The organism is Streptomyces sp. NPDC057854 (assembly GCF_042797055.1).
Classification (GTDB): Bacteria; Actinomycetota; Actinomycetes; order Streptomycetales; family Streptomycetaceae; genus Streptomyces.
In genome coordinates this window covers 189,014-209,481 of record NZ_JBHVMF010000006.1, presented here as the reverse complement: position 1 = coordinate 209,481, position 20,468 = coordinate 189,014, and the positions used below count along the sequence as shown (strand labels likewise).

15 protein-coding genes are annotated in these 20,468 nt (G+C 72.9%); 10 read left to right on the top strand and 5 right to left on the bottom strand.

Going from position 1 to position 20,468, the window contains the following annotated elements:
• The first annotated feature begins 71 nt into the window (after window positions 1-71).
• The 5 genes from ACFVQZ_RS11685 to ACFVQZ_RS11665 all read left to right on the top strand — a co-directional run bounded on the left by ACFVQZ_RS11685 (window position 72) and on the right by ACFVQZ_RS11665 (window position 6,696).
• A complete protein-coding gene (locus tag ACFVQZ_RS11685) occupies window positions 72-836 on the top strand; it encodes an NUDIX domain-containing protein (protein ID WP_030495101.1) in 765 nt (254 codons plus the stop codon).
• Between the two features lie 122 nt (window positions 837-958).
• A complete protein-coding gene (locus tag ACFVQZ_RS11680) occupies window positions 959-2,710 on the top strand; it encodes an ATP-binding cassette domain-containing protein (protein WP_383621283.1) in 1,752 nt (583 codons plus the stop codon).
• 160 nt (window positions 2,711-2,870) lie between these two features.
• Window positions 2,871-3,761, top strand: a complete 891-nt coding sequence (locus ACFVQZ_RS11675) for a FadR/GntR family transcriptional regulator (protein WP_030495103.1) — start codon at window positions 2,871-2,873, stop codon at window positions 3,759-3,761.
• A gap of 381 nt (window positions 3,762-4,142) precedes the next feature.
• Entirely contained in the window at window positions 4,143-5,696 is a 1,554-nt protein-coding gene (locus ACFVQZ_RS11670) for an RNA polymerase sigma factor (protein WP_383621281.1), read from the top strand.
• Window positions 5,697-5,874: 178 nt separating this feature from the next.
• Window positions 5,875-6,696 (top strand): serine protease, encoded by an 822-nt coding sequence (locus ACFVQZ_RS11665; protein WP_030495105.1) that lies wholly within the window; start codon window positions 5,875-5,877, stop codon window positions 6,694-6,696.
• Window positions 6,697-6,875: 179 nt separating this feature from the next.
• Here the strand turns inward: ACFVQZ_RS11665 and ACFVQZ_RS11660 are convergent, their stop codons facing one another.
• Window positions 6,876-7,106 carry a hypothetical protein gene (locus tag ACFVQZ_RS11660; RefSeq protein ID WP_030495106.1) on the bottom strand — a complete coding sequence of 77 codons (231 nt, stop codon included), beginning with the start codon at window positions 7,104-7,106 and terminating at the stop codon, window positions 6,876-6,878.
• Between the two features lie 434 nt (window positions 7,107-7,540).
• Between ACFVQZ_RS11660 and ACFVQZ_RS11655 the strand changes: the two genes are divergently transcribed.
• The 3 genes from ACFVQZ_RS11655 (at window position 7,541) to ACFVQZ_RS11645 (ending at window position 11,878) form a co-directional block, all read left to right on the top strand.
• On the top strand, window positions 7,541-9,658 hold the full coding sequence (locus ACFVQZ_RS11655; RefSeq protein WP_030495107.1) for a DNA topoisomerase IV subunit B: 2,118 nt from the start codon (window positions 7,541-7,543) through the stop codon (window positions 9,656-9,658).
• Between the two features lie 190 nt (window positions 9,659-9,848).
• Window positions 9,849-10,289, top strand: a complete 441-nt coding sequence (locus ACFVQZ_RS11650) for a DUF485 domain-containing protein (RefSeq protein ID WP_383621279.1) — start codon at window positions 9,849-9,851, stop codon at window positions 10,287-10,289.
• Window positions 10,286-11,878 carry a cation acetate symporter gene (locus tag ACFVQZ_RS11645; protein WP_030495109.1) on the top strand — a complete coding sequence of 531 codons (1,593 nt, stop codon included), beginning with the start codon at window positions 10,286-10,288 and terminating at the stop codon, window positions 11,876-11,878. The genes ACFVQZ_RS11650 and ACFVQZ_RS11645 overlap by 4 nt, the downstream gene beginning before the upstream one ends.
• Window positions 11,879-11,899: 21 nt before the next feature.
• On the opposite strand, the gene ACFVQZ_RS11640 is transcribed toward ACFVQZ_RS11645, so the two are convergent.
• Together ACFVQZ_RS11640 and ACFVQZ_RS11635 are read right to left on the bottom strand one after the other, a co-directional pair.
• A complete protein-coding gene (locus ACFVQZ_RS11640) occupies window positions 11,900-12,580 on the bottom strand; it encodes a response regulator (RefSeq protein ID WP_030495110.1) in 681 nt (226 codons plus the stop codon).
• Window positions 12,577-14,307 carry an ATP-binding protein gene (locus ACFVQZ_RS11635; protein ID WP_383621277.1) on the bottom strand — a complete coding sequence of 577 codons (1,731 nt, stop codon included), beginning with the start codon at window positions 14,305-14,307 and terminating at the stop codon, window positions 12,577-12,579. The genes ACFVQZ_RS11640 and ACFVQZ_RS11635 overlap by 4 nt, the downstream gene beginning before the upstream one ends.
• Before the next feature lie 182 nt (window positions 14,308-14,489).
• Between ACFVQZ_RS11635 and ACFVQZ_RS11630 the strand changes: the two genes are divergently transcribed.
• A complete protein-coding gene (locus ACFVQZ_RS11630; protein ID WP_383621275.1) occupies window positions 14,490-15,551 on the top strand; it encodes a CobW family GTP-binding protein in 1,062 nt (353 codons plus the stop codon).
• A gap of 21 nt (window positions 15,552-15,572) precedes the next feature.
• Here ACFVQZ_RS11630 and ACFVQZ_RS11625 read toward each other — a convergent pair whose 3' ends face one another.
• Window positions 15,573-17,084 (bottom strand): FAD-dependent monooxygenase, encoded by a 1,512-nt coding sequence (locus ACFVQZ_RS11625; protein WP_383621273.1) that lies wholly within the window; start codon window positions 17,082-17,084, stop codon window positions 15,573-15,575.
• A 97-nt stretch (window positions 17,085-17,181) separates the two neighbouring features.
• Between ACFVQZ_RS11625 and ACFVQZ_RS11620 the strand changes: the two genes are divergently transcribed.
• The gene (locus tag ACFVQZ_RS11620) at window positions 17,182-17,847 is read left to right on the top strand and encodes a TetR/AcrR family transcriptional regulator C-terminal domain-containing protein (protein ID WP_383621271.1); all 666 of its coding nucleotides are present in this window, start codon (window positions 17,182-17,184) and stop codon (window positions 17,845-17,847) included.
• Between the two features lie 64 nt (window positions 17,848-17,911).
• On the opposite strand, the gene ACFVQZ_RS11615 is transcribed toward ACFVQZ_RS11620, so the two are convergent.
• Entirely contained in the window at window positions 17,912-20,371 is a 2,460-nt protein-coding gene (locus ACFVQZ_RS11615; RefSeq protein ID WP_030495115.1) for a DNA topoisomerase IV subunit A, read from the bottom strand.
• Window positions 20,372-20,468 lie beyond the last annotated feature (97 nt).

The window sequence follows — 20,468 nt, the reverse complement described above, 5'->3', positions numbered from 1 at the left end:
CAGGTGACGAAGTCGCGGACGGAGCACGCGAGGGGCGTGTTTATCGTCAGGAAGACGACTATGATCGCGGCATGTCTCCCTACGACCCGTCGGCCTTCCCGCCCTTCGCTGTCACCGTCGACCTGGTCGTCCTCACCGTGCGGAGCCACGCCCTGTGCACCCTGGTCGTCCGCAGGGGAGAAGCGCCCTTCAAGGGACGGTGGGCGCTGCCCGGAGGCTTCGTCCGCGACGACGAGGACCTCGGCGCCGCCGCCGCGCGGGAGCTGGCCGAGGAGACCGGACTGCGCGCCCACGATCCGTCGGCCGCCCACCCGGTGCCGGACAACGGCGCGCACCTGGAACAGCTCGCCACCTACGGGGCGCCCGAGCGCGACCCGCGGATGCGGGTGGTGAGCGTCGCGCACCTCGCGCTCGCCCCCGACCTGCCGGCGCCCCGGCCCGGCGGCGACGCCCACGGCGCCCGCTGGGCGCCCGTCGAGGAACTGCTCGACCAGGCACGGGCGGCAGGAAGCGACTCTCCGGACGCGCTCGCCTTCGACCACGCGCAGATCCTGTCCGACGGGGTGGAGCGGGCCCGCTCCAAGATCGAGTACTCCTCGCTCGCCACCGCGTTCTGCCCGCCGGAGTTCACCGTCGGCGAGCTGCGCCGGGTCTACGAAGCCGTCTGGGGCGTCTCGCTCGATCCGCGCAACTTCCACCGCAAGGTCACCGGCACCCCCGGCTTCCTGGTGCCGACCGGCGGGACCACCACCCGTCAGGGAGGGCGCCCCGCCCAGCTGTTCAGGGCCGGCGGCGCCACCCTGCTCAACCCCCCGATGCTGCGCCCCGAGGTCTGAGGCAGGCGCGGTCCGCCGCCCCCGAGGCGGCAACCCTGCGGCAAAAGTCCGAAATCTGGCGTTATCTTGCTGCGATAGCGCCGCCCTGCCGCGGAGCGGTGACACCTACCGCGAGAGAAGCGATGCTCCAGGCCATCGGACTGACCAGCACCCCCCGCCGCGATCGCCCGCCCGCCGTGGACGATCTGACCTTCGAAGCGCCGACGGGAGCCGTGACCGCCCTCGTCGGCCCCCCGGGCTCCGGGAAGACCGCCGCCCTGCGGCTGCTCCTGGAGCTCGACCCGGGGCGGGGGCTCACCTACTTCCGGGGACGGCCGCTGCACCGGATCGCCCAGCCGGCGCGCGAGATCGGTGTGGTCCTCGGCGACGTGCCCGGGCACCCGTCCCGCACCGTGCGCGGACAGCTGCGGATGCTCGCCGCGGGAGCGGGAGTTCCGGTCGCCCGGGCCGACGAGGTGATCCGCGCCGTGGGGCTCGGCGGGCTCGAAGGACGGCGGCTCGGCACCCTGCCGCGCGGGGCCGACCGCCGACTCGCGCTGGCCGCCGCCCTGTTGGGGGAGCCGCACACACTCCTCCTGGACGATCCCGGAGCCGGACTGTCCCCGGCGGAACGGACCCGGCTGCACGAACTGCTGCGCGCGCACGCACGGGCCGGAGGAACCGTCCTCTACACGACGAGGGACCCCAAGGACGCCGCCCGCCACGCCGACCACGTCGTCACCGTCGACGCCGGGCGGCTGGTCGCCGCCCAGGACGCCGGCGACTTCGCCCGCACCCGGCTGCGGCCGAGGGTCGCCGTCCGGTCCCCGCAGGCCGCGCGTCTCGCCGCCGCCGTCACCCAGGAGGCGCGCTCAGCCCGCCGCCCGGTCGAGGTCGTCACCGACGACCGCACCCTCCTCCATGTGTACGGCGGCGACTGCGCCCAGGTCGGGGACATCGCGTTCCGGCACGGCGTACCGGTCCACCGGCTCACGGAGGAGACGGGGGAGGCGGCGGAGGCGGACCCCGGCCCCGCCGGGACGACGGCGGAGGGGGCGCGCGATGCCGGCCCGGTGCCGGGCGCCCCCGCTCCGGACCGGGCGAGGGCGGCGCGCCGGCCGGTCCGGTCGCCGCTGCGCCCGCTCCGGTACGAGCTGCGCCGGGCCCTCGGCGTACCGTCCACGGGGCTGGTGACGGTGGGCGTCCTCGCGGTGTCGGCCGTGCTCGCGGTGCTGCTCGGCAGGGGCGGCGGGACCCCGCTCCCCGCGGTGCTGGCCGCCTGGCCCGACCTCCTGCCGCTGCCGCCCGCCGCCCTCGGCGCCGGTCTGCTCGGCGCCCTCTCCTTCGGCGAGGAGTACCGCTACCCCGCGCTGGCCGCGGGGCGCGGGGCGGTGCCGCGGCGGCTCGCGCTGCTGCTGGCCAAGCTGGCCGTGGCAGCGGGCGGCGCGCTGCTCCTCGGCGCGCTGGTGGCGGCGGCCGACCTGGCGGCCCTCCGGCTCTGTTACGGACCGGAATTGATCTCCGTGCCGGACAACTGGGGGCTCATGGCGGCGAGTTGGCTGGGGCTCTCGGTGGGCTGTGCGTGGGCGGGGGTGCTGGGGGCCGGAGTGTTCCGGGCCGCGGCGGCCGGGGTGGCGGCGGTGCTCTTCGTGCCGGTCGCCCTCGTTCCGGTGCTGGGTCACGTGATGAGCGGCCCCGCGGTCCGGTCGGTCGCCGGACTGCCCGGCCGGCTGGGCGAGTTCGCCGGACCGCGCTGGGCGCCGTCGCTGGATCGCTGGATCGCCGGGGCGCTGGAGGTGGTCGGGCAGCCCGCCGGTGTGGCCCTCGGTCTCACGTTGACGGTTCTGCTGTGCGCCTATGTGTTCACGGGTCTTCGCCCGCAGGCCCGTTGGTGATCACTTCCGGATCGCCCGGTTCCGGTTGGCGCACAACTCCCTTGAGAAATGCCGCTTATGTCCCAATAATCGTCAATTGCGCATCGGGTGCCGATCACCCTTTCGTGTGCTTTTCACCAAAGACCTCAAGGGTCACGGAGGCCACGCCGACAAAGGATGCGTGAGTACCCTTGCGCACACGATGATGACCGCCGCCCGTTCCGTCGACTCCGGCCTCGGCGCCCCGGGCGATCTCGACCGCTATCCCTACACGGAGGCCCCCGCCGCCGACCGCGTGAGCCCGCCCTCCTGGGAGGGGGTGGACACCGACCTCGGCCGCGTCGGCCGCCGCACCGCCGGCAGCCGGGGCCGCGGCCTCCACGGCCAGCTCGTCCAGCAGCTCGGCCAGATGATCGTCTCCGGCGACCTCGGCGCCGACCGTCCCCTCGTCCCCGAGGAGATCGGCCAGCGCTTCGAGGTCTCGCGCACCGTCGTGCGCGAGTCCCTGCGCGTCCTGGAGGCCAAGGGCCTCGTCAGCGCCCGGCCCAACGTCGGCACCCGGGTCCGTCCGGTCAGCGACTGGAACCTGCTCGACCCCGACATCATCGAGTGGCGCGCCTTCGGGCCGCAGCGCGACGACCAGCGGCGGGAGCTGAACGAGCTGCGCTGGACCATCGAGCCGCTGGCCGCCCGCCTCGCCGCCGGCCACGGCCGCGAGGACGTGCAGCAGCGCCTCTCCGACATGGTCGAGATCATGGGGCACGCGTACGCGCAGGGTGACGGGATCACCTTCTCCCGAGCCGACACCGAGTTCCACTCCCTGCTGATCCAGCTCGCCGGGAACCGCATGCTGGAGCATCTGTCCGGCATCGTCGCCGCCGCCCTCCAGGTCTCCGGGGGCCCCGCGACCGGCTGTGACCGCCCCAGTGAGAGCTGCCTGGCGCACCACGCCCGGATCGTCGACGCCCTCGCCGCCGGGGACGCCTACGCGGCCGAGAGCGCGATGCGCCAACTGCTCACGGTCCACCCCGAGGTGGAACCCCGCGTGGTTCCCGCCCCCCGCGAACACTGAATCCGCGGACCGTGGCCGGAAGCGCACGGGCGCGTACGCAGGGAGAGCCGCCGGGTCCGAGCGCGGTCCGGGGAGCCCGGAAGGGGTTCCCCGGACCGCGCCAGGGTGCCGGCGGCGCCGAATGTACGCTTGAGTCCCTTCCGTCCGGTTCGTCGCGGATGCGGTGTGACTCGGGACACGAAGATTGGGCGTAACACTCCTCCGAGCCGTGCGATGACCTAAGAGGTGACAGCCGAGGAAGGAATACAGCAGCCGGTGCAGGCGCTGTGCAGTTCCCCGGTCCAGCCCGCGCCGTCGGCTCATTCCCCGTCGACGGTCGTCGGCTCCGGCCCGATCCCGGGCGGGGCCGGAAGCCGTTTCCATCGTTCCGAGAGGTTGTTCGTGTCGGCCAGCACATCCCGTACGCTCCCGCCGGAGATCGCCGAGTCCGAGTCTGTGATGGCGCTCATCGAGCGGGGAAAGGCTGATGGGCAGATCGCCGGCGATGACGTGCGTCGGGCCTTCGAGGCTGACCAGATTCCGCCAACCCAGTGGAAGAATGTTCTGCGCAGCCTCAATCAGATCCTCGAGGAAGAGGGTGTGACGCTGATGGTCAGTGCAGCGGAGTCGCCGAAGCGCGCCCGCAAGAGCGCAGCAGCGAAGAGCCCGGCCAAGCGCACCGCCGCCAAGACCACCGTCACCGCCCGGGCGGCGACGGTGACGAGGACCACCGCTGCGACCGGCTCGACCGCTCCCGCGGCCGAGAGCGCCGACCCGGCCGACGAGGCCGCGGCGCCCGCCAAGAAGGCGGTCGCGAAGAAGGCCGCCGTCAAGAAGACGGCTGCCAAGAAGACCGTCGCCAAGAAGACGGCGGCCAAGAAGACCGCGGCCAAGAAGTCCGACGACGAACTGATCGAGGGCGAGGAGCTGCTCGAGGACGTCGCGCCGGGCAAGGACGACGAAGAGGCCGAGGGCGAGACCAAGGGCTTCGTGCTGTCCGACGAGGACGAGGACGACGCTCCCGCCCAGCAGGTCGCCGTGGCCGGCGCCACCGCCGACCCGGTCAAGGACTACCTGAAGCAGATCGGCAAGGTCCCCCTGCTCAACGCCGAGCAGGAGGTCGAGCTCGCCAAGCGCATCGAGGCGGGTCTCTTCGCCGAGGACAAGCTCGCGGGCTCCGACAAGATCGCGCCGAAGCTCAAGCGCGAGCTGGAGATCATCGCCGAGGACGGCCGCCGGGCCAAGAACCACCTCCTGGAGGCCAACCTCCGTCTGGTGGTCTCGCTGGCCAAGCGCTACACCGGCCGCGGCATGCTCTTCCTGGACCTGATCCAGGAGGGCAACCTCGGTCTGATCCGCGCGGTCGAGAAGTTCGACTACACCAAGGGCTACAAGTTCTCCACGTACGCCACCTGGTGGATCCGGCAGGCGATCACCCGCGCCATGGCCGACCAGGCCCGCACCATCCGCATCCCGGTGCACATGGTCGAGGTCATCAACAAGCTCGCGCGCGTCCAGCGCCAGATGCTCCAGGACCTGGGCCGCGAGCCCACCCCGGAGGAGCTGGCCAAGGAGCTCGACATGACCCCGGAGAAGGTCATCGAGGTCCAGAAGTACGGCCGCGAGCCGATCTCCCTCCACACCCCCCTGGGTGAGGACGGCGACAGCGAGTTCGGTGACCTCATCGAGGACTCCGAGGCGGTCGTGCCGGCCGACGCGGTCAGCTTCACGCTCCTCCAGGAGCAGCTGCACTCCGTCCTCGACACGCTCTCCGAGCGCGAGGCGGGCGTGGTCTCCATGCGCTTCGGCCTCACCGACGGCCAGCCGAAGACGCTCGACGAGATCGGCAAGGTCTACGGCGTGACCCGTGAGCGGATCCGCCAGATCGAGTCGAAGACGATGTCGAAGCTGCGTCACCCGTCGCGCTCGCAGGTCCTGCGCGACTACCTCGACTGACGCGACCACCTCGGCAGATCCCCGGGGATCAGTCGAGGCGCGCGACAGGCGCAGAGCAGTGGCCGAAGGGCCCGGTCTCCCGTTCGGGAACCGGGCCCTTCGGCCGTTCGCGCGTGCAGGGGGCCCGTCCGTGAAGGACGCTGGGTGAACGGATATCTGCGGAGAGTCAGGAGGCTCCATGCGTGGTCCCTTCGCCCGAACGATGACGGGTGCCCTGGGTCTGATCACGGCGGCGGCCGGACAGGTGGCCTGGGCCGCCCCGGCCGGCGCGGACAGCGTCGTGGTGGGCGGCAGCCCGGCCGCGATCGCCGAGGCGCCCTGGGTGGTGGCGCTGTCCAGCCGTGACCGGTTCGGAGGTACGCGGGCGGGTCAGTTCTGCGGCGGCGTCGTCGTGGCGCCCACCAAGGTGCTGACCGCGGCGCACTGCCTGGGCCGCGACGTGCTCGGCGGCGCCCCCTGGCAGCTCCCCGACTTCTCGGTGATCGCCGGCCGGGCGGCGCTGCGCGGACAGGGCGGGCAGGAGGTACGGGTCGCGGACACCTGGGTGAACCCGGATTACGACCCGTCCACCAACGCGGGCGACCTCGCGGTGCTCACGCTCGCCACGGCCCTGCCGCAATCCCACGTGATCAAGGTGGCGTCGGCCGGGGACGCGGCGGAGGCGCCGGGGACGGCGGCGGAGGTGTACGGCTGGGGCGACACGACCGGGAACGGCGGCTACGCCTCCTCGCTCCACTCGGCCCGCGTCCAGGTCCTGCCGGACACGACCTGCGAGCGGGCGTATCCGGGGCGCTTCGGCGGCGTCTCGTACCGCCGGGACAGCATGCTGTGCGCCGGAGACCCGGCCGGCGGCCGGGACGCCTGCCAGGGCGACAGCGGCGGCCCGCTGGTGGCCCGGGGGGTGCTGGTCGGTCTGGTGTCGTGGGGGAGCGGCTGCGGCCAGGCGGAGAACCCCGGCGTGTACACGCGGGTCTCCACGGTGCTGCCCGAGCGGTATTGAGCGGGATGCCCGGGCGGCACTGACTGGGGCAGGGGCGTGCGGATCCCGTACGCCCCTGAGCCCTGTGGCGTCAGGCGCCGCACGGGTACGAGAACGGGCGGTCGTCCCCTGGTCGAGGGGACGACCGCCCGTCGTCCGGTCTCAGCGACCGGCCCTGAGCTCGTCGTGGATGCGCGGCGTCAGTGCTCGTCGCCCACCGTGCGGGCCGGCACGTCGGTGAGCCGGTCCGTCTCATCCTGTATCTCAACGGCGATCTTCTTGAGTTCCGGCTCGAACTTGCGACCGTGGTGGGCGCAGAAGAGCAAGTCACCTCCGCTGGCCAGGACGACACGCAGGTAAGCCTGGGCGCCGCAGCGGTCGCAGCGGTCAGCGGCCGTCAGGGGGCTCGCGGGGGTCAGAACAGTAGTCACGTCGCCTCTTCTCTAGCTCGACGAGCTGTCGTACCAGGGTCAACATCCAACCAGGCCGAAAACGTTCCCGCTCGTGGCTTTTCCTTGAAACTTTTTCCCAAGGTGGCTGTCTGCTGCCGGTTGGCGGCGAATGAGCCGTATTGCGTCGCTCTACGGGTTTCGCGTTGCTGTGGTGTCGGTCGTCCTCCCGGCGGGGTTGCCGGTTGTTCATGAGGACGTGCCCGGAGCCTAGATGGTTCATGCCTGGAAGGGAACGTGATGTTCACGTCACCCCTTCGAGGGATCGAACACCCATGCGAACCTGGACTAGCATGAGGAAACCGGGAGGGTGGCGTGACAGCGGCCCCACCAGGCATCGGTACCCTCTGAGCGGTGAGCGACGCCGATCCTCACCCCATCGGGCAAGATCTCAAATTCAGCGAGGAGCGAACCGCGTGACCGCCGAAACGTCCGTGCCGTCGAGTGCGCTGCTGACCGCAGACCGTGACGGTTCCAACTACACCGCGCGGCACCTGCTCGTCCTCGAAGGGCTCGAAGCGGTCCGCAAGCGCCCCGGCATGTACATCGGGTCCACCGACAGCCGTGGCCTGATGCACTGCCTCTGGGAGATTATCGACAACTCCGTCGACGAGGCCCTGGGCGGTTACTGCGACCACATCGACGTCATCCTCCACGACGACGGCTCGGTCGAGGTCCGTGACAACGGCCGCGGCATCCCGGTCGACGTCGAGCCCAAGACCGGCCTCTCCGGTGTCGAGGTCGTCATGACCAAGCTGCACGCCGGCGGAAAGTTCGGCGGCGGCTCGTACGCGGCCTCCGGCGGTCTGCACGGCGTCGGCGCCTCCGTGGTCAACGCCCTCTCGGCCCGCCTCGACGTCGAGGTCGACCGGAACAGCGCCACCCACTCCATCAGCTTCCGGCGCGGCGTCCCCGGCATCTTCACCGAGCAGGGCCCCGACAGCCCCTTCGACCCGGGCAACGGACTGACCAAGGGCAAGCGCGTCCCCAAGACCCGCACCGGCACCCGGATCCGTTACTGGGCCGACCGCCAGATCTTCCTCAAGGACGCCAAGCTCTCCCTGGAGACGCTGCACCAGCGCGCCCGCCAGACCGCCTTCCTCGTGCCCGGCCTCACCATCGTCGTCCGCGACGAGCGGGACCTGGAGGGCATCGGCAAGAGCGAGGAGGTCTTCCGTTTCGACGGCGGCATCAGCGAGTTCTGCGAGTACCTCGCGCAGGACAAGGCCGTCTGCGACGTGCTGCGCCTCACCGGCCAGGGCACCTTCAAGGAGACCGTCCCGGTCCTGGACGACCGCGGCCACATGACCCCCGCCGAGGTCACCCGCGAGCTCGGCGTGGACGTCGCCCTGCGCTGGGGCACCGGGTACGACACCACCGTCCGGTCCTTCGTGAACATCATCGCCACCCCCAAGGGCGGCACCCACGTCTCCGGCTTCGAGCAGGCCGTCACCAAGACGGTGAACGAGGTGCTGCGCTCGGCCAAGCTGCTGCGCGTCGCCGAGGACGACATCGTCAAGGACGACGCCCTGGAGGGCCTGACCGCCGTCGTCACCGTGCGTCTCGCCGAGCCGCAGTTCGAGGGCCAGACCAAGGAGGTCCTCGGCACCTCGGCCGCCCGCCGGATCGTGGCGAACGTGGTCGCCCGCGAGCTCAAGGCGTTCCTGACCTCCACCAAGCGGGACGCCAAGGCCCAGGCCAGGGCCGTCCTGGAGAAGGCCGTCGCCGCCGCCCGCACCCGGATCGCCGCCCGCCAGCACAAGGAGGCGCAGCGCCGGAAGACCGCCCTGGAGACCTCCTCGCTCCCGGCCAAGCTGGCCGACTGCCGCAGCGACGACGTCGAGCGCAGCGAGCTCTTCATCGTCGAGGGGGACTCCGCGCTCGGCACCGCGAAGCTCGCCCGGAACAGCGAGTTCCAGGCCCTGCTGCCGATCCGCGGCAAGATCCTCAACGTCCAGAAGTCGTCCGTCTCGGACATGCTCAAGAACGCCGAGTGCGGCGCGATCATCCAGGTCATAGGAGCGGGCTCCGGCCGCACCTTCGACATCGACGCGGCCCGCTACGGCAAGGTCATCATGATGACCGACGCCGACGTCGACGGCTCGCACATCCGGACGCTGCTGCTGACCCTCTTCCAGCGCTACATGCGCCCGATGGTCGAGGCCGGCCGGGTCTTCGCCGCCGTGCCGCCGCTGCACCGGATCGAGCTCGTGCAGCCCAAGAAGGGCCAGGACAAGTACGTGTACACGTACTCCGACAGCGAGCTGCGGCAGACGCTCCTGGAGTTCCAGCGCAAGGGGGTCCGCTACAAGGACTCCATCCAGCGCTACAAGGGTCTCGGCGAGATGGACGCCGACCAGCTCGCGGAGACCACGATGGACCCGCGCCACCGCACCCTGCGCCGGATCAACATCGGCGACCTGGACGCGGCCGAGACGGTCTTCGACCTGCTGATGGGGAACGACGTGGCGCCCCGCAAGGAGTTCATCACCAGCTCCGCCGCGACGCTCGACCGCTCGCGCATCGACGCCTGAGCCGTACGGCCCGTCCCTCCGGGGGCGGGCCTCCGGCGTCCATACGCCTATCGGTCCGGTCCGGTCAGAGGCCGGGCCGCAGAGTCACCTGATGGGGTGAAGACCGGAGGGAGAAGAGTCCAGGATCTGCCCACTCTGTCCATCCTTGGGCACGCGGCCGAAACGGTTCGCTGACAAGGAGAGTTGACCGGTGGAACAGCTGGACGAACAGGAGCGCGCGGGGGCGCGGGACGACGGGCCGGGCGGGGCCCCGCCGGAGCTGCCGCACCAGCGGCACGACGAGGCCGCGCACCCGCTGCCCGGGGCGGCCGGGATCTACCTGGAGGTCCAGCGCAGCCCCGCCTTCCAGGAGGTACGGCGCCGCTACCGCCGGTTCGTCCTCCCCGCGACCCTCGCCTTCCTCGCCTGGTACCTCGCCTACGTCGTGGCCGCCACCGCCGCCCCCGGCCTGATGGCCCGCCCGGTGGCCGGGGCGGTCAACGTGGCGATGCTCGCCGGCCTCGGCCAGTTCCTCACCACCTTCCTCCTCACCTGGGCCTACGCCCGGCACGCACGGCTGCGCCGGGACCGGGCCGCGCTCGAACTGCGCTGGGATACCCAGGAGATGACGAGGGGAGCCGGCCAATGGTGACCGGAGACCACCAGACGCTCGCCCTGCTGCTCTTCAGCGCCTTCGTCGCGGTGACCCTGGGCATCACGACCTGGGTGAGCCGCAACCGGCACGGATCGGCCGAGGAGTTCTACGCCGGAGGCCGGCTCTTCTCCCCGATGGAGAACGGGTTCGCCATCGCCGGCGACTACATGTCCGCGGCCTCCTTCCTCGGCATCTCGGGCCTCATCGCCCTCTACGGCTACGACGGCATGCTGTACTCGGTCGGCTTCCTGGTCGCCTGGCTGGTCGTGCTCTTCCTCGTCGCCGAACTCGTCCGCAACTGCGGCCGGTTCACCCTCGCCGACGTCGTCGCCTCGCGGATGGCCGAACGGCCGGTGCGGATCGCGGCCGGCACCTCCTCGGTGGCCGTCTCGGTGCTCTACCTGGTGGCCCAGATGGTCGGTGCGGGCAGCCTGGTGGCCCTCCTGCTCGGCGGCACCGGCGAGGCGGCGCGCACCTGGACGGTCGTCGGCGTCGGCGCGCTGATGGTGATCTACGTGTCGCTCGGCGGGATGCGGGCCACCACCTGGATCCAGATCGTCAAGGCGGTCCTGCTGATGGCCGGCACCGTCGCGCTCACCGTCCTCGTCCTGGTCCGCTTCCACGGCGACGTGAACAGCCTGCTCAGCACCGCCGCCGAACGCAGCGGACACGGCAGCGACTTCCTCGGCCCCGGACTGCGCTACGGCGGCGACTGGACCGCCCGGCTCGACTTCATCAGCCTCGGACTCGCGCTCGTCCTCGGCACGGCGGGCCTGCCGCACATCCTGTCCCGCTTCTACACCGTGCCCACCGCGCGGGCCGCCCGCCGCTCGGTCGTCTGGGCCATCGGCCTCATCGGCGGCTTCTACCTGATGACCATCGTCCTCGGCTTCGGCGCCGCCGCGATCATCGGATCCGCCGAGGTCCGCGCCTCCAACGCCTCCGGGAACACGGCCGTCCCGCTGCTCGCCCTCGACCTCGGCGGAGGAGCGGGCTCCACCGGCGGCGCGGTGCTCTTCGCGATCGTCGCGGCCGTCGCCTTCGCGACCATCCTCGCCGTCGTCGCCGGGATCACCCTGGCCTCCTCCGCCTCCGTCGCCCACGACCTCTACGCCTCGCTGCGCCGCCCCGGCGGGAAGCAGCACAGCGAGGTCACCGTGGCGCGGGTGGCCGCCGCCGTCATCGGCGCCGCCGCGATCGGACTCGGGCTGCTCGCCCGCGACCTCAACGTGGCCTTCCTGGTCGGCCTCGCCTTCGCGGTGGCGGCCTCGGCCAACCTGCCGGTGCTGCTGTACTCGCTGTTCTGGCGCCGGTTCACCACCCGGGGCGCGGTCTGGTCGGTCTACGGCGGGCTCGTCCCGGCGGTGCTCCTGGTGGTGCTGTCGCCGGTCGTCTCGGGCAGCCCCGACGCCCTCTTCCCCGGCCTGGACTTCCACGTCTTCCCGTTGCAGAACCCCGGGGTGGTCTCCATCCCGCTCGGCTTCCTCGCCGGCTGGCTCGGGACGGTGACCTCGCCCGAGCCGCCCGACGAGGCACGGCACGCCGAGACCGAGGTGCGGGCGCTCACCGGGGCGGGCGCGGCCTGACGCCGCCGCGGGGCCGGGGCCTCAGGGGGACGAGACCCAGGTGTAGCGGTGTTCGGGGCGGCCGGTCTCGCCGTACCGGAGGGAGAGGCGGACGCGCCCGGTGCGTTCCAGGAGCTTGAGGTAGCGCTGGGCGGTCTGGCGGCTGACGCCGGTCCGCTCGGCGAGCTCCTGGGTGGACAGCGGCCCGTCGGCGGCCATCAGCGCCTGGCGGACCAGCTCGGCCGTCGTCGGGGAGTGCCCCTTGGGCAGGTCGGGCGCGACGGTGCCGGCCGCGAGGGTGCCGAAGATCCGGTCGACCTCGGCCTGCTCCGCCTCGCCGCCGCGCTCCAGGGCGCGGCGGAGGGTCGCGTACGCCTCCAGTTTGGCCCGCAGTCCGGCGAAGTTGAACGGCTTGACCAGGTACTGGAGGGCGCCGTGCCGCATCGCGGCCTGGACGGTCGCCACGTCCCGGGCCGCCGTCACCATGATCACGTCGCACTGGTGGCCGCGGGCCCGCAGCTCGCGGATGGCGGCGAGCCCGTTCTCGTCAGGGAGGTAGTGGTCGAGCAGGACGAGGTCCACCGGTCCTCCGTCGAGGACGGCGAGCGCCTCCGCGGTGGAGTGGGCGGTGGCCGCGACCCGGAAGCCCGGCAGCTTGGTCACGTACGCGGCGTTCACCCGCGCCACCCGGACGTCGTCGTCGACGACGAGCACGTCGATCACCGGGACCGCTCCTCGGCCGGGGCGGCGTCCACCGGCCCGCGCGGGGCGGTCGGCACGGACGCGGCGGGCGGGGGCGGGGTGGGGTCGGACGGGACGGGTTCCGTCAGGGCGTCGGGCAGGACCACCGCGAACTCCGCGCCGCCGGACGGGCCGGCCGTCACGCGCGCGCTGCCGCCGCGTCGCTCGGCGAGGCGCCGGACGAGCGCGAGCCCGAGGCCGCGCCTGCCGTGGGCCGGCGGCTCCTTCGTCGTCCACCCCTCGGTGAAGATCAGCTCCCGGCGGTCCTCCGGGACACCCGGTCCGCTGTCCGCGACCCGCAGGACCACCGTCCGGTCCTCGGCGCGCAGCGCGACCTCCACCCGGGCGTCCGGGGAGCCGGCGGCGGCGTCCAGGGCGTTGTCGACCAGGTTGCCGACGACGGTGACCAGTTCGCGGGGGTCGACCAGCCGGTCGGGGAGCAGGGAGTCCGGGGCGATCCGCAGCGAGACGCCCCGCTCGGCGGCCACCGTCGCCTTGCCCACCAGCAGGGCCGCGAGCAGCGGGTCGTGGACCTTCTCGGTGACCTGCTCGGCGGTGGCCCGGTGCACCCCGACGACCTCGGTGACGAAATCGGCGGCCTCGTCGTACAGCTCCAGTTCCAGCAGGCCCAGGAGGGTGTGGAGGCGGTTGGCGTGCTCGTGGTCCTGGGCGCGCAGGGCGTCGATCAGGCCGCGCGTGGAGTCCAGCTCCCGGCCCAGCCGCTCCAGCTCGGTGCGGTCGCGGAGGGTGGCCACGGCGCCGCCGTCGTCCGTCGGCATCCGGTTGGCGATCAGCACCCGGTGCCCCTGCACGGTCACCAGGTCGGCGCCGGTCACCCGGCCCGTCAGCACGTCCGCGGTGCGCCCCGGCCCGAGCAGCGCGTCCAGCGGCTGCCCGGCGGCCTCCGGACCGAGCCCGAGCAGACGCTGGGCCTCGTCGTTGAGGAGCCGTACGGAACCCTTGCGGTCCAGCGCCACCACACCCTCCCGGATGCCGTGCAGCATCGCCTCGCGTTCGGCGAGCAGCGCCGAGATGTCGGAGAAGGCCAGGTCGCGGGTCTGCCGCTGGATCCGCCGGGAGATCAGGTACGCGGCCAGCGCGCCGGCCGCGAGCGCGCCGCCCGCGTAGGCGAGCAGCCCGGGGATCGCGGACAGCAGCCGGTCGCGGACGCTGTCGTACGCGATGCCGACGGAGACCGCGCCGACGATCCCGCCGTCGGCGTTCCGCAGCGGGGCCTTGCCGCGGGCGGAGCGGCCCAGGGTGCCGCTGTCGATCTCCATCACCTCGCGGCCCGCCAGGACCTCGCTCGGGTCGGTGGAGACCGTCCGGCCGATCTGGACGGGGTCGGGGTGCGACCAGCGCACGCCGCGGGTGTCCATGACGACGACGTACTCGGCGCCGGTCGCGGCCCGGACCCGCTCCGCCTCGCGCTGCACCGGTCCCGTCGCCGACGGCGGCCCGCCCGCCAAGTCCGCGGCCGTACGGGACGAGGCCACGGTCTCCGCGATGGCGAGGGCCCGCCGCATGGCCTGGTCGTCGAGCTGGGCGCTCAGCGGGGCCAGGAAGAAGCCGGTGGCCAGCACGGTGACGCCGGTGGCGACCGCCAGCTGCATCAGCAGCACCTGCGAGAACACCCGGCGCGGCCACCCCAGCCGGCGCCGGCGGCGCGCGGCGGGCCGCGCGGCGGTGTCGGGTCCGGTGCTCCTCATGCCGGAAACGGTACGGGGACGGCGGCGGCGACCGGAAACGAGGCCGGGCGCCCCCGCGCGCGTGCGGCCGGAACCGGGGTCGGGGGCTGCCTATCCTGGGTGCCGGCCGGGGCGGTCCCGCATCCGCAGGCGAAGGCGCCGTCCCTGTCCGTGTTCGTGTCGTCCAGCGAAAGGTTTGCTCCTTGAGTGCGCAGCAGATCCCCGTCGTCGTCCTGGCCGGGTTTCTCGGAGCGGGGAAGACCACGCTCCTCAACCATCTGCTGCGCAGTGCCCGGGGGACCCGGATCGGGGTCATGGTCAACGACTTCGGCGACATCGGCATCGACGCGATGACGGTCGCCGGACAGGTGGGGTCCACGGTCTCCCTCGGCAACGGGTGCCTGTGCTGTGCGGTGGACGCGAGCGAGCTGGACGAGTACCTGGAGGTGCTGACCCGGCCCGAACTGCGCCTGGACGTGATCGTGATCGAGGCGAGCGGGCTCGCCGAGCCGCAGGAGCTGGTCCGGATGGTGCTCGCCAGCGAGAACCGGCGGACCGTGTACGGCGGTCTGGTCGAGGTGGTCGACGCCGCCGAGTTCTCCGCGACCCGCCGCCGGCACCCGGAGACCGACCGGCATCTGGCCCTCGCCGACCTGGTCGTCGTCAACAAGGCCGACCGCGTGCCGGAGGCGGAGCTGCGCGCCGTTCGGGACACCGTGGCCGGTCTCGCGGACCGGGCCGCCGTGATCGAGGCGGCGCACGGCCGGATCGACCCCGAGCTGCTCTTCGACCGGGTCGTCCCCGACGACGAGATCGCCGGGCAGATGTCGATCGAGGACATCCTGTACGGCGACGAGGACGGGCACGCGCACGTGCACGCCGCCTACGACACCGTCTCGCTGACCACGGCGGTCCCGCTGCACCCGCGGCGGCTGATGGCCTTCCTCGACTCCCGCCCGGAGGGGCTGTACCGGCTCAAGGGCTTCGTGGACTTCGGCGCGGCCGACCCCGGCCACCGGTACGCGGTGCACGCGGTCGGCCGCTTCCTGCGCTTCTACCCGGAGCCCTGGCCGGCCGGCGAGGAGCGCCTCACGCAGCTCGTCCTGATCGGCTCCGGCGTGGACGCCGCCGGGCTGCGCAAGGAGCTGGCCGCCTGCGAGGTGGACGGCCCCGCGGACGCACCGGACGAGCACGCCCTGTGGGGTGTCCTCCGCTATGTTCCCCAGGGCGACGAGCCGGAGACGGAGGACGCGGCGGAGTCCTGACGGGCGGGGCGGAGGGGAGCCTCAGGCCGGTATGCCGGCCGGGGCCAGCCCGACGCCGGCCAGGTAGGCGTCGAGGGTCGCGTCGGCGCGGTCGCCGGCCCACCCCACGTACCCGTCCGGGCGGATCAGGTAGACGCCGGTGCCGTACGGCTCGGCGGACGCCGGGAGCCGGGCCGCGCGGACCCGCTCCGGGAGCGTCGCGGGAGCCTCCGCCCCGCCTGCTGTCAGCAGGGTGAAGTGCGGGCCCCGGAAGAGGTCGAAGAGCCGCCCCTCGCCGTACCGGCCGTCCGGGGCGCGGTCGCCCGCGCGCAGGGCGTCCCCGGTGGCGCCCTGCGGGCGGGTGTCGACCGCGAGGGGCGAGCCCCGGTAGCCGAGGGCGAGCTGCTGGACGTCCTTCCCGCGCTGAGCGGCCTCGCCGTCGGCGGTGGCCCGGTGGAGCCGGGTGCTGAGCCCCAGCACGTCCGCCGCGACCGGGCGCCGCTCGGCCTCGTAGCTGTCCAGGAGGGCGGCGGGCGCACCGTGGAGCAGGACCTGGGCGAGCTTCCAGCCGAGGTTGTAGGCGTCCTGGATGCCCGTGTTGAGACCCTGGCCGCCGGCGGGGGAGTGGACGTGGGCGGCGTCGCCCGCGAGGAAGACCCGGCCGTCGCGGAAGCGGTCCGCCAGCGCCGCCCTGGCGCGGTAGTCCGACGCCCACGGCACGTCCGTGATCTCCTCGGCGGCCAGCGGGGTGCGGGCGGCGAGCAGCGCGCGTACGGCCTCCGGGGCCGTGTCCATCGGGGCCGCGGGGTCCTCGAAGGTGGCGGCGAGCTGGAAGAGGCCGGCGTCGCCGGGCAGCGGGCAGAGCGCCACGCCGCCGTCCGGCGCCCGCCAGACGTGCCAGTGGTCCCGGTCCGCCACCGCCCCCGGGGCGATCCGCACGTCGGCGACGAGCATCGGGCGCGGGTCGACGGTCTCGCCGGTCATCCCGATGCCGAGGGCCCGGCGGACCGTGGAGCGGCCCCCGTCGGCGCCCACCCCGTAGGCGGCCCGGATCGTCTCCCCGGTGTCCAGCTCCGCCGTCACGCCGGCCGGGTCCTGCCGGAGGCCGGTGAGGGCGGCGCCGAAGCGCACGCCGCCGCCGAGCGCGGTCAGCCGGTCGTACAGCAGCTCCTGGGTGCGCGACTGCGGGATGAGCAGGGTGTTCGCGTACGGCACCTGCTCGGTGGGCTCGGCGCGCGGGATCATGTCCCACTCACCGCGCCGCTCGGCGCCCTCCCAGGCCAGCATCCGGGGGTACGGGCCGCCGGCCGCCAGCACCCCGGGGAGCACGCCGAGGTCGTCCAGGACCTCCAGGCTCCGCGGCTGGAGCCCCTTGCCGCGCGAGCCCGGGAAGAGCCCGTCCGCCCGCTCCAGCAGGAGCGCCCGGACGCCCCGCCGCGCGAGGTCGAGGGCGAGCACGAGCCCCGTGGGTCCCGCGCCGGCGATGACGACGTCCGTGTCCCGGTCCCTCCGCGCGGGATCCGTCTGCGTCTGCGTCTGCGTGTGCGCGGGCATGGGTGACCGCCTCCCGTCCGTCCTTAACGTTGTTAAATCCCGACCTCCCCAGGATCTCCTTAACGTCGTTAAAGAGTCAAGGGGATACCGTGACGGGGTGGCGACGAAGAAGACGACCAAGCTGGACCCGGGCACGGTGGCGGAGACCGCCCTGCGGCTGCTGAACGAGCGCGGCCTCGAAGGGCTCACGCTTCGCGCCATCGCCCAGGAGCTGCACGTCCAGGCCCCCGCCCTGTACTGGCACTTCAAGAACAAGCAGGCCCTGCTCGACGAGATGGCCACCGTCATGTACCGGCGCATGGCGGCCGACCCCGAGGCCCGGCCCGCCACCGGGCGGAGCTGGCAGGAGCTGATGCTCGCCGCCAACCGGGGCCTGCGCGCCGGGCTGCTGCGCTACCGCGACGGCGCCAAGGTCTACAGCGGCGCCCGGTTCACCGGCACCGACCACGCCCAGGACATGGAACTCCAGCTCGGCGCCCTCGTCGACGCCGGGTTCACGCTGCGCGAGGCGGTGCGGGCCAGCACGACGGCGTACATGTTCACCCTCGGCTTCGTCACCGAGGAGCAGGGCACCGAACCGCTGCCCGGCGAGCCCCGGGAGGGCTTCGACATCGAGGAGCGCGCCCGGCGCCTCGCCGCGTACCCGCTCGCCGCGGCGGCCGGGGCCGAGCTGTTCGCCGACTACGACGAGCGCTTCGAGGAAGGGCTGCGGCTCATCGTCGCCGGCATCGAGACGGTGTACGCCCCCGGCGCGCGGACCTGAACCCGGGCACGACGAAGCCCCCGCTCCGGTCAGGAGCGGGGGCTTCGCCCATCTGCGGGGCCGGTCAGCCGGCCGCGCCGGCCACCACGTCCACCGGCTTCGGCAGCGGGGTGCCCGAGCCGTCGCGGCGCGGGTCCGGCTCCGGCAGCTCGACCGGTGTGCCGTTCTTCTGCGCGGCACGGGCCGGCAGGGCCCCCGCCCAGGCCAGGAGCAGGGCGTCCTCGCCCTTCAGGAAGCGCTGGCAGCGCACGCCGCCGGTCGCCCGGCCCTTGCGCGGGTACTGGTCGAACGGGGTCAGCTTCGCCGAGGTCGCCGCGGCGCCGCCCAGCGTGCCGCTCGCGCCGGCCACCGTGAACACGGCCGCGTCCGCCGCCGGGTCCACCGCGGCGAAGCACAGCACCTCCGCGCCGGCCGCGAGCTTGATGCCCGCCATGCCGCCGGCCGGGCGGCCCTGCGGCCGGACCTGCGCGGCCGGGTAGCGCAGCAGCTGCGCGTCGGAGGTGATGAAGACCAGGTCCTCCTCGCCCGTCCGCAGCTCGGTCGCGCCGACGATCCGGTCGCCGTCCTTGAGGGTGATGACCTCCAGCTCGTCCTTGTTCGCCGGATAGTCCGGCACCACCCGCTTGACCACGCCCTGGAGCGTGCCGAGCGCCAGACCGGGGGAGGACTCGTCCAGGCTGGTCAGGCAGACCACCGTCTCGTCCGCCTCCAGGGACAGGAACTCGCTCAGCGGCGCCCCGCCCGCCAGGTTCGGCGCGGCGGCCGTGTCCGGCAGCTGCGGCAGGTCGATGACCGCGATCCGCAGCAGCCGGCCCGCGGAGGTCACCGCGCCCACGTCGCCGCGCTGGGTGGCCGCCACCGACGAGACGATGGCGTCGTGCTTGGCCCGCTTGGCGTCCGGCTCGGCCGGCGGCAGCTCCGCCGAGACCGTCCGGGCCAGCAGCCCGGTGGAGGAGAGCAGCACCCGGCACGGGTCGTCGGCGACCTCCAGCGGAACGGCCGAGACGGGCGCGCCCGCCGACTCCAGGAGGACCGTGCGCCGGTCGGTGGCGAACTTCTTCGCGACCGCGGCCAGCTCCGCCGAGACCAGCTTGCGCAGCTCGGAGTCGGACTCCAGGATGCCGGTCAGCTCGTCGATCTCGCCGGTCAGCCGGTCCCGCTCGGTCTCCAGCTCCAGGCGGTCGAACTTGGTGAGCCGGCGCAGCGGGGTGTCCAGGATGTACTGGGTCTGGACCTCGCTCAGCGAGAAGCGCTCCATCAGGCGCTCCTTCGCCTGCGCCGAGTTCTCGCTCTCCCGGATGAGCCGGATGACCTCGTCGATGTCGAGGAGGGCGACGAGCAGGCCCTCGACCAGGTGGAGCCGGTCGCGCTTCTTGCCGCGGCGGAACTCGGAGCGGCGGCGGACGACCTCGAAGCGGTGGTCGAGGTAGACCTCCAGGAGCTCCTTGAGGCCGAGGGTGAGCGGCTGGCCGTCGACCAGGGCCACGTTGTTGATGCCGAAGGACTCCTCCATCGGCGTCAGCTTGTAGAGCTGTTCCAGGACCGCCTCGGGCACGAAGCCGTTCTTGATCTCGATGACCAGGCGGAGGCCGTGGGCCCGGTCGGTGAGGTCCTTGACGTCGGCGATGCCCTGGAGCTTCTTCGAGCCGACCAGGTCCTTGATCTTGGAGATGACCTTCTCGGGGCCGACCGTGAAGGGCAGTTCGGTGACGACGATGCCCTTGCGGCGGGCGGTCACGGTCTCCACGGAGGTGGTGGCGCGGATCTTGAAGGTGCCGCGGCCCGACTCGTACGCGTCCCGGATGCCGTTCAGGCCGACGATCCGGCCGCCGGTCGGCAGGTCGGGGCCGGGGACGAAGCGCATCAGCGCGTCCAGGTCCGCGTTCGGGTAGCGGATCAGGTGGCGGGCGGCCGCGATCACCTCGCCGAGGTTGTGCGGGGGCATGTTGGTCGCCATGCCGACCGCGATGCCGGAGGCGCCGTTCACCAGCAGGTTCGGGTACGCGGCGGGGAGCGCGACCGGCTCCTGCTCCTGGCCGTCGTAGTTGGGCGCGAAGTCGACCGTGTCCTCGTCGATGGACTCGGTCATGAGGAGCGCGGCCGGCGCCATCCGCGACTCGGTGTACCGCATCGCGGCCGGCGGGTCGTCGTTGCCGAGCGAGCCGAAGTTGCCGTGGCCGTCGACCAGCGGCACGCGCATGGAGAAGGGCTGCGCCATGCGCACCATGGCGTCGTAGATCGACGCGTCGCCGTGCGGGTGCAGCTTGCCCATCACCTCGCCGACCACGCGGGCGCACTTGACGAACCCGCGGTCCGGCCGCAGGCCCATCTCGTTCATCTGGTAGACGATGCGGCGCTGGACCGGCTTCATGCCGTCGCGGGCGTCGGGCAGCGCGCGCGAGTAGATCACCGAGTAGGCGTACTCGAGGAAGGAGCCCTGCATCTCGTCGACGACGTCGATGTCGAGGATCCTCTCCTCGTACGCGTCGTCCGGCGGCGGTGTCTTCGTGCTGCGGCGGGCCATCGCGGCTGCGGCTCCTTATCCGACAAAGCTTGATCTGACGCGGACCATTGTGGACCGTGCCACCGACAGCGCGGACCGCGACCCGGACGAGGGACAT